The following is a 15,204-nucleotide window of genomic DNA, read 5'->3' as shown; positions in this document are numbered from 1 at the left end:
GTGCCGCGCGGCGGCTATCCCAGTGTGGCCACCTTGGCCTGTCCGGAGACCACGGTGTCGTCGCGATCGACCAGTGCGACGCGCACCTGAACTGTCTGACCCGCCGTCAAGGGCGCATCGAGGTCGACCATGGTGGTTTGGCCGGTGCCGTCGCAGGTGACAGCGTTCTGGGTGCCGGTGGCCGAGGGGCTGTCGGCGTTCGGGTCGCCGACCATCGCTTTGATGCCGACGACTCCGGCCGAGGCCTCGCAGCTGTAGTTGATGCCTACGGCGGCTGGGCCGATATTGCTGATGTCGATCGCGTTGTCGGCGAGCGCGGGGGCGGCTGCCGAGACAACGGCCGCCCCTATCGCGGCGAGGATGGTCATAAAGCGGGCGGGGCGTCGGTAGTTCCTGATATTCACCATGGATCTGCAACCTCCTTGGTAGTGGAAGTAGCTCGCGGAACACAATCAGAAGACACCGCGGCGTACACCGCACGTCCGTGACCAGCATAAATGTACAGGTTTCCGCTCGAAATGGCGGCCAATCAGCGGCCGGGACCTGATCGCGCCGTGTCGGGTTATGGCCGCGCCGAGCAGGCAGGTGTTCCAGGTGCGCCAAGCGGCCCGATTCGAAATGCTCGGGAAGCGTTGGGCGAAAAGAGTATTCTGAGAATACTCACAGGATCGTTCGATGTGAGAACCCTAACGGGGGTGTGGCAGTTAGGGATTCATTCGAAGGGGGATGAAGACTTGTCATGTTTTGGGGAGATGACTATCTGGCCGGGCGTTTTGGCCTACCGAGGCGGATTGTCGCCGGCGAAGACGCACGCACATCATTCGGTTCAGGTGCTGATTGCCCGGCGCGGCGAGTTCGTCGTGGCGGACGCGCTGGGCACGGAGGTGGCGTGCCGGGCGACGGTGATTCCCGCTGACGTCGCCCACGCGGTGCTCCAGGGCGTGGTGGACGGTGAAATGGTCCACCTCGCCGCCGAATCCGACGACGGCGTCGAGCTGAGCCGGACCGTGCGGCGGCCGGCATTCGCCGGAGCGTGGGCGGAGGCGGGTGCCGCGCTGCTGGTCGATCTGGACGAAGGTCAGTGGTGGGCGGACGGATTGCCGTACGCGCGCTCGACGGTCAAACCGATGCGGCATCCCGCGCTTGCCGCGGCGTTGCACCTGCTGCCCGAACTCATTGCGGCGGGCCCGGTTCGGTTACGGGATGTGGCCGTTTCGGTCGACCTGTCCGAGAGCAGGCTTGCCCATCTGTTCTCGGCGGAGCTCGGGCTCGCGTTCCGGCCCTACGTGCGCTGGTTGCGGATGAGTCGCGCGATCGATCAGATCGCGCTCGGGCAGACCCTCACCGATGCCGCGCATGCCGCCGGGTTCTTCGACGGCGCGCACTTCACTCGCGTGTGCAACAAGACCTTCGGCCTCTCGCCTGCTGTGCTGATCAGCGAGATGACCTTCGCCACCGACTCGACCCGTAGCAGGTTTGTCCAAGCGGCCACGACCGTCCGCACTGGATGATCAGGGTGTCGGCGCAATCCATTCGCCGGCGGACCGGGGAGCAGCACGGCTGTCGAGGGGTGGTCGGTGATCGGTGCGCGGGGTGGTCACCGACCAGACGGGGGAGGACTGATGACTGACGACTACACCGCCGGACAACTGCGCGAACTGCTCGAACGCGGTGCGGTGGTGACCAATTCGATCACCGATCGCGTCGCGATTCATTTGCTGCATGCCGCGGGCCTGATCGGAAAACGATTTCTCGACCGCTACATCAGCATCGAGTCCGTCGAGCTCGACGGCGAGCAGGTGACCGTCGCGTTCATCCGTGATTGGTCCGCGTTGGCGCATCCGGAAAAGGACCTGCCGTTCCTCGCTCCCAGCGAGCGACGCTGTTTCGAGCTGGCCGCCAGCGTCGCGCTGAGCGAGATTCGTGGATCCACCGAAGTCGGTGTCGAGGATCCGTTGGCCGTCCACGTCTGTAAACGGCTGCGCTGGTAGTGGTTTCGTGGCGCCGTCACGCCGCGGCGACCTCGGCGATCACCGCCAACAGCTCGTGCAGGGTTTGCCGGTCGGTGCTCGGGGACATCAGGGACGCGCGCAAGTACGGGCGACCGCCGAGTTGGAAGGACGAGAGGTAGAACCGGCCGTCCTGGATGAGCCGCGCCCGCAGCTCGAGCTGCCGGTCGCCCCAGGGTTCGTAGCGGAAGCAGAGGATGTTGCTGTGCGGCTGGTACGGCGCGGTGAAATCGGGACGCTCCTGGATCAGCTCCCACAGATCGGCGGCGAGGTCGTACTGCCGCTCGACGTAGGAGCGTAGGGAGGCTTCCCCGCGGTAGGCCAGGGTCAGCAAGATCTTGAGACCGAGCGGCGCTTTGGAGGTCTCGAAGGTGAATTGCCCCGGGTCCACGTCTTCGGCCTCGGGGCGGTAGAGATAACTGGCGTCCTGCTTGAACATGGTGTCGAGATAACGCTTTTCGCGGAACAACACTCCCGTGCACAGTGCCGAGGTTCGAAGCATCTTGTGCCCGTCCCACACCGAGGAATCCGCGCGCTCGATGCCATCGAGCAGGCCGCGTAGTCGAGGGGATAGCAGCGCGGCGGCGCCATGCGCGCCGTCCACGTGTAACCACAGCTCGTTGGCCTCGCAGAACTCCGCGACCTCGGCGATCGGGTCGTACAAGCCTGTCCCGGTGGCGCAACCGTTGGCCACCACGGCGACCGGACGCCTGCCCTGAGCCCGCACCTCGGCAAGCGCCGGTGCGAGCCCGGCCGGATCGATGCGGCCCAGTTCGTTGGTGCGCAACGGATAGACACCGCGTTCACCAAGTCCCATGACAGCGGCCGCTTTTCGCACGGAATAGTGACTGGTCGCCGGAGCGAAGATGACGAGGTCGCCTGGGTTTCCATCACGCCATGCGGTGGCGTCGGCGTGCGAACGCGCGGCGAGCAGCGCGGTCAGATTGCCCAGGCTGCCACCATTGGTCATGGCCCCGATGCCGGTCTCGGCCCAGCCGACGTTGCCCAGCATCCAGCGGCACACCGCCCGGTCCACGGCCGCGGCGGCCGGGGCGAGCTCGTAGACCAGGGGAATGTTGTTGGTCATCGCCTGGAGTAGATCGGCGACGACGCCGGGTGTGTCGGACGGGGCGATCTGATGCCCCATGTACCCCGGGTGGTGATGGCTGGCCGAGATATCGCTGTAGGTGGTGACGAAGGACAACAGCTCGGGCAGCGTCATCCCGCCTTCCTCGATCCACCGGCTCAGCTCGAGCCGCTTGGTGACCGTCTCGATATTGTCCGAGGAGACGACCTCCCCGGATCCGGTCCGGACGGATTCGATATGGGTGGCAAGGGTTTCGAGGACCGCTGTCCCGACCTCGCGCACATCGTCGACCAGGTCGACAGGGGACATGATGGAACCTCTCTGACTGTCTTCGGAAGCTGGCGAGCGTGCGTCGATCAGCGCACGGCCGTACCCACCGGGTCGTGGTCGCCGTCGATGTCGCGCATCATGATTCGGTCGATGTCGACGTCGGGCACCTGGAAGTCGTGAATCAGGAACTCCTCCATCAGCAGCACGCTGAGCAAGTGCACGTAGGCATCGCCGAACGGATACGGCACTCGCGGCGCCTCCGAGTTCCGTACCTGTGCCACGAGCCGGTCCACCGCGTCGGGCACCAGGAAACCGACCCGGCGGATGGCGGACGGGGTCAAGATCGCCGCCACCCAGTCGTCGCCGTCCGGTAGCAGCGCCTCGGCGCCGGGCAGCCGCATCCCGAATTTCGGCCGGTTGACGATCCCGTGCGGGAGACGATCGGCATAGGCCTCCCGCAGGATGTGCTTGGTCCGTCCCTCGTTCAGCTTCCACTCGACCGGCAAGGCGGCCGCGTACTCGACGACGTCGGAATCCATGAAGGGATAACGACCTTCGACGCCGAAGCCTGTTCCGGCTCGGTCGCCGAGACAGGTCATCCCGTAGCCGATCAGGAAGGTGTGCATGTCGACCAGCATCGATCGGTCGACGGCGGGCCGCTGATCGAAGTCGGGGAAGTCGGCGCGCAGTCGGCGCAGCAGCACGGCGTGGTCGTCATAGACGTCGCCCGCCGCATGGATGAGTTCGTCGACGGGCTCGGTTTCGAAGCGCCGCAGATGTGCCCCGAGCGCGAAATCGCGGTTCGCTCGGTCCGCGTAGAAGCGCAGGATCGCGGCGGCATTCGTGGCATCGCTGTACCGCATGTCGTCCAGCGCCAGCTCCAGCTCTTCGGCCGCGCCCGCGAAAGACCCTGAGCCCAGGCAGCGTTCGAGAATCGTCGCCTCTTTGGCCACGTCGTAACCGGCGAAGAGCTCGTCCGCGCCCTCGCCGCCGAGGATGACCCGCACACCGGCCAGCCCCACTTGCTCGGCCAGCACTCCGTAGGCCACCGGTGCGGTGAAGTGCAGGGGCTGTTCGCATTGCCGCACGACATGCGGGAACCGCTCGCGGACCTGCGCGCGGGAGACCGGAATCCGGGTGTGTCGACTACCCAGCCGGGCGACCATGGCCTTCTGGTACGGCCACTCGTCCACCGGACTGTCCGCAGCGTCGATGGAGAACGTGGTGAGCGGCTCGTCGATCAGTTCGCTCATCACGGAGGAGACGACCGCCGAATCGATGCCGCCGCTGATGTAGGTGCCCAGCGAGTAGTCGGTGCGCAGACGCAGGCGGATCGACTCTCGAATGACGTCCTGCAGTCCGATCTTCGCCTCTTCGAAGGACTTCGGGGGCGCGGCGACATGCTGGCGTGCGATGCCGTGGTAGTACTTCGTCAGCTCGGCACGCCCGTCGCGGACGGTCAGGATGTGCCCCGGTGGGATCGCGTCGATGCCGGTGAAGCAGGTCTCGCCGGGGACCGGGCTCCAGTACCGCATCGCGCGCCGCACCTTGTCGGCCGCGAGCTCACGCGGCACGCGAGGGAACGCGAACAGTCCCTTGATCTCCGACGCGAAGTAGAAGGTGCCGTGCTGTTCGGTGTAGAAGAGCGGGCGCTCGCCGAAGCGGTCGCGGCCGAGGATCAGCTCCTGTTCCCACTTGTCGTAGAAGACGAAGCCGAACTGGCCGTTCAGGCGCGACAGCGCATCTCGTCCCCAATACGCCAGGGAATGCAGCAGCACCTCGGTGTCGGAGTTCGTCTTGAAGCGGACTCCGTAGGTCTCCAGCTCGCTGCGGAGCTCGAGGTAGTTGAAGATCTCGCCGTTGAATCCGGCGATGTAGCGATTGTCCGGCGTCACCATGGGCTGCTGGCCGAGCCTCGGGTCGATGACCGAGAGGCGGACCGTGCCCAGCGTGAAGGCGGTGCTGTCGTAAAGGCCTACCTCATCGGGACCGCGATGGGCGATCGCGCGAATGCCCCGCCGCACCAGGTCGAGCCGCTGGTCCTTCCGTAATCCGCTGTCAATGAATCCGACCACGCCACACACGATTTGACTCCTATTCCCCGATCGAACTGCGGATTCCGGTCGACTACACCGAATCCAGATATCGAGAGCGCTCCCATTCGGTCACTTCACGCTGGGCGGCCGCCGCCTCGCTCCACGCCACGCGGCACAGGTTCTCCACGGTCGCCGCGCCCAGCGCTCGTCTGGCGAAGTCGCTCTCGCCGAACAGCGTCGCCGCCTGCCAGATGTTCGTCGGCAATGGCGAATACTCTGCCGACACATAGGAATTCGCGGCGGGCGGCGCCGGTTTCAACTCTTCGGTGACACCGGCCAAGCCTGCCGTGAGCTGGGCGGCGGCGAGCAGGTAGGGATTGGCGTCGGCCGCGGCGATTCGAGTCTCGACGCGGGTGCCGTTGGCGTCGCGGACCAGGACGCGTACCGCGGTGCACCTGTTGTCCAGCCCCCACGAGAGGTTCGTCGGCGCGAACGAATGATCCGCGACGCGCTTGTAGCCGTTGGGCGTTGGGACGGCCACGAGTTGCAGCTCGGCCGCGTACTTCAGCAGGCCCGCCACGTAGTTATGGCCGGTATCGCTCAGCGCACCTGTGCTCGCATCCCAGAATGCGTTGACCTTTTCCGGTCGCCACATGCTCTGATGGATGTGCAGGCCGCTGCCGGAAAGGTCGCCGAATGGCTTGGCCATGAAGGTCGCTCGATACCCGTGTCGTGGGGCGAGTTGTTTGACGGCGTACCGGAAGAACAGCAGGCTGTCCGCGGCGGTGAGCGGGTCGGATGGGGTGAGGTTGATCTCGACCTGACCGGGTGCGTATTCGGCGCCGCAGGCCTCGACTTCGACGTCGGCGCTGAGCAGCATCGAGCAGACTTCGTCGAGAAACGGCTCGAGATAGTAGTTGTCGTGCAAGCTGTATACCGGGTTTCGGTCGCCACGGGATCGCAGCGTTTCCCCGTCGAGTGCGTAGAACTCGCTCTCCATGGCGATGTAGGGAGAAAGTCCGGCCCGTTCGAGCTCGGTCACCGCTCGACGTAGTACATCGCGCGGAGCTACCGCGGCGAGATTGCCGGACGCATCGGCGACGTCACAGAAGACCAGCGCGGTATTCGGCTTCCAAGGAATGAGCCGAAGTGTCGCCACATCGGGACGAAGAAAGATATCGGGATATCCGTTGGACCAGCTGTAATCGGCGGTCTCTATCACTTCCATCTGGTAATCCCAGGCCAGCACCGCCGATGACAGGCCGACCGCACCCGATATCCCGTTGGTCAGGAACGATTCGACAGGAATTCGTTTTCCGCGAATAGCGCCTGTCATATCAGGTGTGGCGAGCTCGACCATAGTGATCGAATGCTCTTTCAGGAATTGCTCTACCGCTTCCATCTCGATCCTCTCACCCCCGCCGTATGTACTCAGCACGCCGAGATGCGGCGCGGCGGGCGCGGTCTCGGCGGATGACTCGGAACCTGCTTGGCGCGCAACGCATCCGAGCTGTGTGCCCGAGCTGCGTCGGTTCCTCGTGGACCGGCTCGAAGTACGGTCTCCACTCGTGTGCGACCTGTTCCAGCAGCAGGTTTCGACTGTCTTCGTCGCACATCAGCCCAGCCTGTCAGAAACGCCCGAGATTCGACATGCCCCGGATGGGGGGTTGAAATTCGGTTAAGCAGCCTCGATCTTGGTGAAAACGATGTAGGGTCCCGATCCCTGCGAAAGTAACCCATTTCATGCTAGAAATATGGGAAGCGAAGACCGTGACTGAAACCTCAACCCTTGTCGAAGCCGAGCCGATGCGAGCGCCCGGGCCGACGGGCCTGGACGCTTTCCGCGTAATGGCCGAAATCCGCCGCGACCCCTGCCTGGCATTCCAGAATCTCATCGAGCGTTACGGCAACGTCGTCCGGGTAGATATCGGGGGACAGCAATTCTTTATCGTGAACGATCCGGAACTCGTTGAAGCGGTCTTCGTCGGGCGACAGGGCAACTACGTCAAGACCCTCAATGCCAAGGTCGCGGCAATGGCTTTGGGCAACGGGCTACTGACCAATGACGGCGACTCGTGGAGTCGGCAGCGCCGGATCATGCAACCGCTGTTCGCCCGACGACAGCTGGACCGGTTCGCCGAATACATGATCACCGCAGCGGAACGCTCGCTGCTGCGCTGGGAAACCCGCCCCGACGGCGACCAACTCGACGTCTCCGTAGCAATGAACGCCCTGACCCTCGACGTGACCGCACCCGCACTCTTCGGCACCGACCTCTCCGACGACGCCGCCCGCGTGCACGAGGCGCTCATCGAGATCCTGCGCTGCGTCGGCAAGGCAATGACCTCGCTGCTGACCTGGTTGCCCGCTCGCATACCCGGCGTTTCCCCCGACCTGGCACTGCGGCTGCAAGCACCGCGCTGGCGAAAGCTCGACGCCGCGGTCGGCGTACTCGATGACGTTGTCGCACGGCTCATTCGGGACCGGCAGCAGAGCCCCCAGGACGACAGACACGACCTGCTCGGTCTGCTCCTGGGCGCGCGCGACGAGGCCGGAGCATCGGCGATGAGTCCCAGCCAAGTCCAGGACGAACTCAAGACCTTCTTGCTCGTCGGACACGACACGACGGCCTACTCGCTGGCGTGGACATTGCTGCTGCTGTCCAATCACCCCGAGGCACGCGAGCGACTCGTCGCCGAAATCGACACCGTGCTCGGCGACCGCCGCCCCACACCAGCCGACCTCGACGAGTTGCCGTGGACCTCCGCGGTAATCGAGGAATCGATGCGGCTGTATCCGCCTTCCTGGCTGATCGAACGCCAAGCCGCGGCAGACGATGTACTCGGCGGGTATGCCATCCCCGCCGGAGCGACCGTGTCCGTCGCGCCCTACCTGCTGCATCACGATTCGAAGTCCTGGCCCAACCCGGAAGGCTTCGATCCCCGGCGGTTTCTGCCCGAGAACAAGCAGATCATCTTCCCGCCCAACGACAACGACGAGAGTCCGTCAGCTCGCCCACGTTATGCCTACCTACCCTTCGGCGCGGGCCAACGCCAATGCATCGGACTGGGTTTCGCCCGCGTCCAAGCCAAGCTCATCCTCGCGATGCTCACCCAGCGATACACCTTCGACCTCGCGGCTGGCGCACGAATCGTCCCCGAACCCACCCTGACCCTGCGGCCGCAGAACGGACTTCCCATGATCATGCGGCGCAGAACGAAAGCCGTACCTGCACAGTAAATCTCGCTAGGGCGCGGCCCGCCGGAGGTCGTTCTGATAGCGGCCGGGAGTCTGGCCGACGATAGCGGTGAAGGCTTCGATGAAGCTGGTCGGATTGGACCAGCCGCAGGCCAACGCGGTGCTGGTCACCGGGTGACCGTCGAGCAGATGCACCAGAGCGTGCTGAACGCGCAGCAGCGTCCGCCACTGGTGGAAGCTCATGCCGAGCTCGGCGTGGAAGAGTCGGCTCAGCGTGCGTTCGCTGGCGCCGACCGAACGTCCCAGCTCGGCCAAAGTAGCGGTGTTGCCTGGGTCGGCGTGCAACAGGTCGGTGGCGGCCCGCAGCCGATCATCTTGTGGCGCAGGAAGATAGAGAACCTGCTCAGGACTGTCCGTCAGCTCATCGATCATCACCTGGCGCAATCGCTCCCGGGCGCCGGGCCGGAATGTGCGATCAGTAGTGAGAGCTACCAATGCTTCTCGCAGAAGCGGCGTCACCGCGAACACGGTCGGTCGGCTCGGCAAGCTGTCGCATAGTTCGCGCGGCACGTTGACGACCCGGCAGTCGGTTTCCCCGTAGATGCGGTGACTGTGCGCGAAGCCGGGCGGTGTCCAGGTGAGGCGATCCGCCGGTGCCACCCACGTGCCGAGTTCGGTTGTGGTGGCGAGCACCCCGGTGGACGCGTAAAGCAACTGTCCCTGCCGATGGCTGTGCACGGCGATATGCGTCCCGTGCTCCAGCCAACCCCGCTTGCTCGGGGCGGAGTCGACCTCCGGAGACATCTGCACGAGATCGATCACGGCTGCCGATGGATCGGGTCGATCCAGTGCACGGTGTCGGGTTTCTCGACCGGTTCGATGTCGAGGTTGACGACGACGGCTTCGCTATCGCTGCGCACCAGCACGCATTCGAGCGGTTCGTCGGTGCTCGCGTTGATTTCTTGATGCGGAACATAGGGCGGCACGAAGATGAAATCGCCCGGCTCCGCCTCGGCGACGAACTCGAGCCGCTCGCCCCACCGCATGCGTGCGCGTCCGCGCAGGACGTAGATAACGCTCTCCAGCGCACCGTGATGGTGCGCCCCGGTCTTGGCGTTCGGGTGAATCGTGACGGTCCCCGCCCAGATCTTCTGGGCACCGACCCTGGCCGCATTGATCGCGGCCGCGCGATCCATCCCCGGCGTCTGGGCGGTGTTCGAGTCGAGCTGATCGGCCTTGATGACCCGCACCCCGTTGTCCCGCCAAGCACCGTCCGCGGACGAATCCGGATGCGGTTCCTCGACTGCCACGTGTCACCCTCCTGTCCGAACTCGAATTCTATCGCCGTGAATCAGGCGCCCGGCTAGACGACGTGCAGCAGCCGTGCGATCCCGTAGTCGAATCGAGCGTCGAACGAGTCGACGATCATCAGGTCCACACCGACCCGCGCCAACGCCGGGTGGGCGCCGGTTTCGAAGCACATCGGGTGTCCGTCCGTTCTCGAAGGATGACGCTGGTTGGCGGGTCGGTCCGCCATCAGCGCTTGGTCATCGTACAAGTCGGGCGGACAGGCTGGAAAGCCGAACCCCCTTGCAGTGCAAGGGGGTTCGGTAAGTCATCAACCGCTGGATTCGGCTGATCCGTTGTTCGGTCAGGTCAGATCGGCGATCAGACGCTCGGTCAGCGGCATCGGCACCGTGAGCTGCTGGGCGATACGCAACAGCGCGCCGCCGATCGCGTCCAGTTCCAGCGGGCGTCCGGCCTCGGCGTCCCGTTGCATCGACGACTTGGCCTCCGGTGGAAAGGCATCGTAAAACCGAAGTGCCGCTTCGACATCGGCGGGCACGCCGGACGCGCGGCTCAGTGTGGCGATCTCCGTGACGAGGTCGATCAGCTGCGTGCGATGCACGGTGCGCATATCGCCGACGGCACACCGCTCGTGCGTGGTCAGCAGCGCGAACGGCGCGAGGAAGAACAGTTTGCCCCAGAGCATGGCGGCTTCGTCCTCGAGTGCCTTCGCCTGCACACCGACGTCATTGAGCAGCGCGACCAGCTCGTCGAGCCGTTCAGGCGACGCGGTGGCGCTCGCCAGATCGATCTCGACGAACGGGCTGCCGTGCACGATGACGCCCGCTTCGACACGGTTCGACGCGACCCGAATCACCCCGGGCACAACAAGTTCCGGTCGATACCGCGCGCGCAGGGCCGCCGGATGCTCGATCCCGTTGAGCAGCGGCACGATCAGGCCGTCGCCCAGCGCCGTGGGGGAGACCCGGTCGACGGCTGCGTCGAGGACGTTCTGTTTGACGGTCACCAGGCACAGGTCGACGGGTTCGCGTAACTCGGTGTCCGCCTCGGCTTTTACGGTGAAGTCACCGAACATCCCACTGCGCACATGCATTCCGTGCTCACGCACCGTGCGCACCGTCTCCGGTCCGCCGAGGAAGATCACTCGATGCCCGTCCTGGGCCAGCAACGCACCCACTAGACCGCCGACCCCGCCGGGGCCGAGTACTGCCACACTCAACGGTCGCTCTGTATTCATCACGTCCTTTCGCTGGTAGCAGGGAACCAGATGTCCTCGGCGGCCAGGTCCGTGACCCGGTACTTGCCGAGTGCGCTGATCAGGAGCCGCAGCTCCAGCTCGAACGCGGCCAGCAGGTTCGTCAATCCATGATCAGCATTCTCGTCCGCGGCGACCAGCGCCGCGCGACCGAGGCCAACGGCGGACGCACCGAGGGCCAGGCATTTGACGACTCGTGTTCCCTCCCAACATCTTCCGGAGACCAGCAGGCTGTGGTCGTGCCGGTCGCGGTCGGCGACCCGGCGTAGACACTCGGCCAACGGCAGGCCGACATGATCGAGGAACCCGTGCGGTGCCCATCCCGTGCCGGCCTCGGCCCCGTCGACGGTGACCGCGTCGGCACCCGCCGCCCACGCGACCTCGGCCGCGTCGGCCACATCCCGGGCGGGCGGCAGCTTCACCCAGACGCGGCAGCGCGGATAGTTGTTGCGCATCAACCGAATCTGCTGACGCAGGATCTCCGCGGTGAACGTGCCGGGCGTGGCGGACCGCAGCACCGGGGACTCGGCGGTGTCGTAGATATCGAGCATGTCGTACTGCGCCGACAGGTGTGCGGCGCGTTCCCGGGGGATAAGGGTCATGCCGCCGAGACCAGGCTTCGCGCCCTGTCCCACCTTCAACTCGAAGGCCAACCGGCCGGTGGTCAGCAGCGGCTCGCTCGCCGGGTCGCTGTACACCAGGTTCCAGACCTCGGCGTCGGCGTCCTCGGTGCTCTGCTGGACGATCACGCCGCCGAGGTCGTCGGCCGCCCTCTTGGTGTATTCGGTGAGCCGACGCAGCAGCGAGCTCTGTTCCTCATCCGCCATCCGGCCGTAGCCGGACACGGGCACGATGTTCTCGCCGATCACCATCGGCACGCCCGCGGCACCGGCTTGTCCGGCCACCGCGACGCCGAGATCGCCGTCGGCCACGGCGGTGGACCCGAACGCCGACACGTAGACCGGCAGCGTCGAGCGCAGACCGCCGATGGTGGTGGTCAGATCGACGTCACCGGCCAGTGGCTCCCGGCCGAGATCGAACATCTTGTCCGCGCGCAGCGGCACGAACACCGGCGGCACCAACCGGGCGTTATCGATCGCGTCCAGGACGGTCGGATCCGGCACCCTGGTTTGTCCGAACAGCGTCGAGCCGTATCGCGCATTGTCGGGAAACACCGAACCCGCCGCCGTCCGAGCCCGCGCCCGCACCTCCCGCTCGGGAAATCCAGGAGCCGACAGCACGCTCACGGCCGTAGCTCCCCGGGAATCTTGGGGTAGGCGGTGGCCTGCCAGACCGCGGCCAAACCGCCGAGGAATCGGGTGAACCGTTCCACGCCGAGGCCGAAACCCGCACTGGGCGAAAGCCCTTCGCGGGCCAGGGTCAGGTACCACTCGTATTTGGCCGGATTCTCCCCGGTTTCGCGCATCCGGGTCAGCAGCGTCCGGTAGTCCGACTCGCGTTCGCTGCCGCTCATCATCTCGCCGAACCCGCCGGGGAAGATCAGGTCGAAGTTGCGCAGCATGCCCGGCTCGTCAGGGTTCTCGCTGTCGTAGAAGCCGCGCGAGCCCTTGGGATAGTCGGTGATGAAGAACGGGCGAGTGGCGGCGGCGGAGATGATTTCCTCACCCTGCCAGTCGATTTCGGTGTGTTCGTGCTGGTCGTGCCCGAGGTCGCGCAGCTCCGTCACCGCGGTGGTGTGCCGCCTGCGGTCGTAGGGGCCCGCGAGTACCTGCTTCAACTGTTCGAGGTCGCGATTCAGGATCTCCAGCTCGCGCTGGGCGCTGCTCAGCACGTATTCCACCGCGTACTTGGTCAGCCGCTCGGCCACGTCCATGGCGTCGTCGCGTGACCCGTTCGCGATCTCCACGTCGAGCTGGTGGAACTCCGCGAGATGCCGGTGGGTCACCGCGGTTTCCAGCGGCTCGAGCCGCACGTTCGGGGCCACGTGGAAGATCTTGTCGAAGGCGAGCAGTGACGCCTGCTTGTAGAGAATGCCGCTGGTCATCAGCTTGTAGCGGTGCCCGTAGTAGTCGATATCGACCTGTTTCGCGCCGCGTGCCCCCGGGTCGGTCACCGGACCGATGATGGGCGGCAGCAACTCGGTGAACCCCTCCGCGGTCAGAAACTCCCGGGCGGCGGCGAGGAATCGCGCCTGCACGGTCAACGCCGCGATGGTTCGTTTCGACGTGAGATGCGCCCGCGGTAGTGGCGGCGCGGCTGCGGTCGGTTCAGTCAATTCAGGCAAAGTCCGATCCGTTCAATAGTCGTGCGGGGGAGCTGGTAATTCGTCGGCACGATATGCCGTCGAAACCTGAAATAGCACGTCTGGACGCGTGTGGCGTCGGCGCTCCGTCCCGTGTATTCGCCATCTGCAATATGTAGGCAAGCCGATTACGTCATCTGATGTCCCGAGGATCGCTCGTATGCATTTAGTCGACTATCGGCTAACGTATATATCCGAGTTTCTTTTACAATACTCGGTAACTGGTGGGAAACTATTGCTTGACGGTGTCGTCGAACCCCCCGTTCCTGTTGCACTGTCATGCTCACGCACTGGTAGCGGCCCTATTCTCCCCCGTCTTGACCAGGTAGTCCACCCCCCGAATGGGGGGATTCGACGCAGAAGATCATTGCTCGATGCGCGGAAGATCGGTGCCCGAACAATTGCCGAAACCGTGACGCTCGGCGCAGCTTATACCCCTTTGACAGCGACGGACGGTCGATGTAACTTTGCCTTAACAGGGCCGGGAGTCGAAACGGGGACGCGACTTCCGTTGGGAGCTTCTGGGGGTACAGCTCCGGACGCGTGCATTCTGAGAGGGTGGTCTTGGATCAGCTGTTGTCTGAATTGGTGCTGAGTGTCTTATGCACCCTTCATTGCGATACCGGAAGTGAATCCCGATAGAAATGAACTACGACCGTACGAACTTCGCCCCGCTGTCTCACACACGCGACGCCGATCCGGGAGAGTTGAGGTTCCATTGGTGCGCGCCGCTGGACAGCGGGCAGCAGAAGGCCACCGAGAAGTACCGAGTCGGCGAACTCGACTTCGAGGGCATGGTGGATTTCGTACAGGAGGCGGACGCGCTGGGCGTCGACTCGCTGCTGATGGGCATCGCCGACTACATGCCCGACCCGTTGCCGATGATCGGCGCGCTGGTCCGGGAGACCGAGAACGTCACTTTCATCCTCGCCTACCGGCCCGGCCTGCTGTCGCCGACGTTGTTCACGCAGGTCGTGAACACGATCTCGTGGATGTCCGACGGGCGGATCTCGCTGAACCTGGTCGCGGGCATCTCGCCCGCGGAGCAGGCAGGATATGGCGATTTCGTCGCGCATGACGGGCGCTACGCCCGCACCCAAGAGTTCCTCGATATCTGCCATCGGTTCTGGGGTGGGCAGAAGCCGCTGTCCTATGAAGGCGACCACTACGTCATCAAGGAAGCAGCGCTCGGGCTGGGCTACAAGGGTGGTGGCCGTCCCGAGATCTACTTGAGTGGCGCCTCGGAGATCGCGCAGGAGACCGCTGCGATGTACGGCGACTGTTGGCTGCGGTACGGCGACACCCCCGAGGGCATGGGCGCCGCGGCCCGGCCGGTCCTCGACAAGGGCACCCGCGTCGGCACCCGAATGCACGTACTGGCCAGGGAAACTCGGGAGCAGGCGCTCACGGATCTTGCCGCTATGCAGGAAAACCCGGACGAGAAGCATCGGGAGTGGGTCGCGCAGGTCGTCGCCGCCTCGGATTCCGTCGCCGTGCATACCTCCTTCCGGCTCGCCGAGCAGGCCGACGGCGACTGGCTGTCGCCGATGATCTACTCCGGTTTCGTGCCGTATCGCGGCGGACCCGCGCTGTGCGTGGTCGGCAGTTACCAGGAGGTCGCCGACTACCTCTACCTGTACAAGGCGGCCGGGATCAGCGAATTCATCTTCTCGGGCTGGCCGACCCGTGACGAGATGCGCATCTTCTACACCCATGTACTGCCGCTCATTCGGGAACATGAGAGACGGATGGGATGAAACAGTGGGCAGTGCCTCGGC

Annotated in this window: 13 protein-coding genes; 4 read left to right on the top strand and 9 right to left on the bottom strand. The window is 65.0% G+C overall.

Annotation, left to right across the window (positions count from 1 at the left end; translation table 11 throughout):
• Window positions 1-14 precede the first annotated feature (14 nt).
• Window positions 15-407, bottom strand: a complete 393-nt coding sequence (locus ACQPW1_RS27740) for a hypothetical protein (RefSeq protein WP_433654532.1) — start codon at window positions 405-407, stop codon at window positions 15-17.
• A gap of 345 nt (window positions 408-752) precedes the next feature.
• Between ACQPW1_RS27740 and ACQPW1_RS27735 the strand changes: the two genes are divergently transcribed.
• Window positions 753-1,511 carry a helix-turn-helix transcriptional regulator gene (locus ACQPW1_RS27735; RefSeq protein WP_433654531.1) on the top strand — a complete coding sequence of 253 codons (759 nt, stop codon included), beginning with the start codon at window positions 753-755 and terminating at the stop codon, window positions 1,509-1,511.
• 111 nt (window positions 1,512-1,622) lie between these two features.
• Window positions 1,623-1,991, top strand: coding sequence for a hypothetical protein (locus tag ACQPW1_RS27730; protein WP_433654530.1), 369 nt, complete (start codon window positions 1,623-1,625; stop codon window positions 1,989-1,991).
• Between the two features lie 16 nt (window positions 1,992-2,007).
• Here the strand turns inward: ACQPW1_RS27730 and ACQPW1_RS27725 are convergent, their stop codons facing one another.
• From ACQPW1_RS27725 to ACQPW1_RS27715, 3 genes are read right to left on the bottom strand one after another with little or no spacing between them, the layout of a single operon-like run.
• Window positions 2,008-3,405, bottom strand: a complete 1,398-nt coding sequence (locus ACQPW1_RS27725; RefSeq protein ID WP_433654529.1) for a pyridoxal phosphate-dependent decarboxylase family protein — start codon at window positions 3,403-3,405, stop codon at window positions 2,008-2,010.
• A 47-nt stretch (window positions 3,406-3,452) separates the two neighbouring features.
• Window positions 3,453-5,441, bottom strand: coding sequence for an asparagine synthase (glutamine-hydrolyzing) (gene asnB / locus ACQPW1_RS27720; RefSeq protein ID WP_433654527.1), 1,989 nt, complete (start codon window positions 5,439-5,441; stop codon window positions 3,453-3,455).
• 52 nt (window positions 5,442-5,493) lie between these two features.
• Window positions 5,494-6,804 carry a glutamine synthetase family protein gene (locus ACQPW1_RS27715; RefSeq protein WP_433654526.1) on the bottom strand — a complete coding sequence of 437 codons (1,311 nt, stop codon included), beginning with the start codon at window positions 6,802-6,804 and terminating at the stop codon, window positions 5,494-5,496.
• A 368-nt stretch (window positions 6,805-7,172) separates the two neighbouring features.
• Here ACQPW1_RS27715 and ACQPW1_RS27710 point away from each other — a divergent pair, with 368 nt between their 5' ends.
• The gene (locus tag ACQPW1_RS27710; RefSeq protein WP_433654525.1) at window positions 7,173-8,642 is read left to right on the top strand and encodes a cytochrome P450; all 1,470 of its coding nucleotides are present in this window, start codon (window positions 7,173-7,175) and stop codon (window positions 8,640-8,642) included.
• 6 nt (window positions 8,643-8,648) lie between these two features.
• Here ACQPW1_RS27710 and ACQPW1_RS27705 read toward each other — a convergent pair whose 3' ends face one another.
• The 5 genes from ACQPW1_RS27705 to ACQPW1_RS27685 all read right to left on the bottom strand — a co-directional run bounded on the left by ACQPW1_RS27705 (window position 8,649) and on the right by ACQPW1_RS27685 (window position 13,399).
• Window positions 8,649-9,422, bottom strand: a complete 774-nt coding sequence (locus ACQPW1_RS27705) for an AraC family transcriptional regulator (protein WP_433654524.1) — start codon at window positions 9,420-9,422, stop codon at window positions 8,649-8,651.
• Window positions 9,419-9,910, bottom strand: a complete 492-nt coding sequence (locus tag ACQPW1_RS27700) for a cupin domain-containing protein (RefSeq protein ID WP_433654523.1) — start codon at window positions 9,908-9,910, stop codon at window positions 9,419-9,421. The genes ACQPW1_RS27705 and ACQPW1_RS27700 overlap by 4 nt, the downstream gene beginning before the upstream one ends.
• Before the next feature lie 341 nt (window positions 9,911-10,251).
• Entirely contained in the window at window positions 10,252-11,121 is an 870-nt protein-coding gene (locus ACQPW1_RS27695; RefSeq protein ID WP_433665349.1) for a ketopantoate reductase family protein, read from the bottom strand.
• Window positions 11,122-11,144: 23 nt separating this feature from the next.
• On the bottom strand, window positions 11,145-12,410 hold the full coding sequence (locus tag ACQPW1_RS27690; protein ID WP_433654521.1) for a glutamate synthase-related protein: 1,266 nt from the start codon (window positions 12,408-12,410) through the stop codon (window positions 11,145-11,147).
• Window positions 12,407-13,399, bottom strand: a complete 993-nt coding sequence (locus tag ACQPW1_RS27685; protein WP_433654520.1) for an asparagine synthetase A — start codon at window positions 13,397-13,399, stop codon at window positions 12,407-12,409. Before ACQPW1_RS27685 ends, ACQPW1_RS27690 begins: the two co-directional genes overlap by 4 nt.
• A gap of 671 nt (window positions 13,400-14,070) precedes the next feature.
• On the opposite strand from ACQPW1_RS27685, the gene ACQPW1_RS27680 reads away from it, so the two are divergent.
• Window positions 14,071-15,183 (top strand): LLM class flavin-dependent oxidoreductase, encoded by a 1,113-nt coding sequence (locus ACQPW1_RS27680; protein ID WP_433654519.1) that lies wholly within the window; start codon window positions 14,071-14,073, stop codon window positions 15,181-15,183.
• Window positions 15,184-15,204 lie beyond the last annotated feature (21 nt).

The sequence above is a fragment of the Nocardia sp. CA-128927 genome (assembly GCF_050955855.1).
In the GTDB taxonomy this organism is placed as follows: Bacteria; Actinomycetota; Actinomycetes; order Mycobacteriales; family Mycobacteriaceae; genus Nocardia.
The sequence above is the reverse complement of the archived record's forward strand: the minus strand, read 5'-3'. Positions and strand labels throughout refer to the sequence as shown.

Excerpts from the sequence above, each read along its gene's own strand:
- ACQPW1_RS27740 (WP_433654532.1), bottom strand. The coding sequence starts at position 407 with ATGGTGAATATCAGGAACTACCGACGCCCCGCCCGCTTTATGACCATC.
- ACQPW1_RS27735 (WP_433654531.1), top strand. The coding sequence starts at position 753 with ATGACTATCTGGCCGGGCGTTTTGGCCTACCGAGGCGGATTGTCGCCG.
- ACQPW1_RS27730 (WP_433654530.1), top strand. The coding sequence starts at position 1,623 with ATGACTGACGACTACACCGCCGGACAACTGCGCGAACTGCTCGAACGC.
- ACQPW1_RS27725 (WP_433654529.1), bottom strand. The coding sequence starts at position 3,405 with ATGTCCCCTGTCGACCTGGTCGACGATGTGCGCGAGGTCGGGACAGCG.
- ACQPW1_RS27715 (WP_433654526.1), bottom strand. The coding sequence starts at position 6,804 with ATGGAAGCGGTAGAGCAATTCCTGAAAGAGCATTCGATCACTATGGTC.
- ACQPW1_RS27680 (WP_433654519.1), top strand. The coding sequence starts at position 14,071 with ATGAACTACGACCGTACGAACTTCGCCCCGCTGTCTCACACACGCGAC.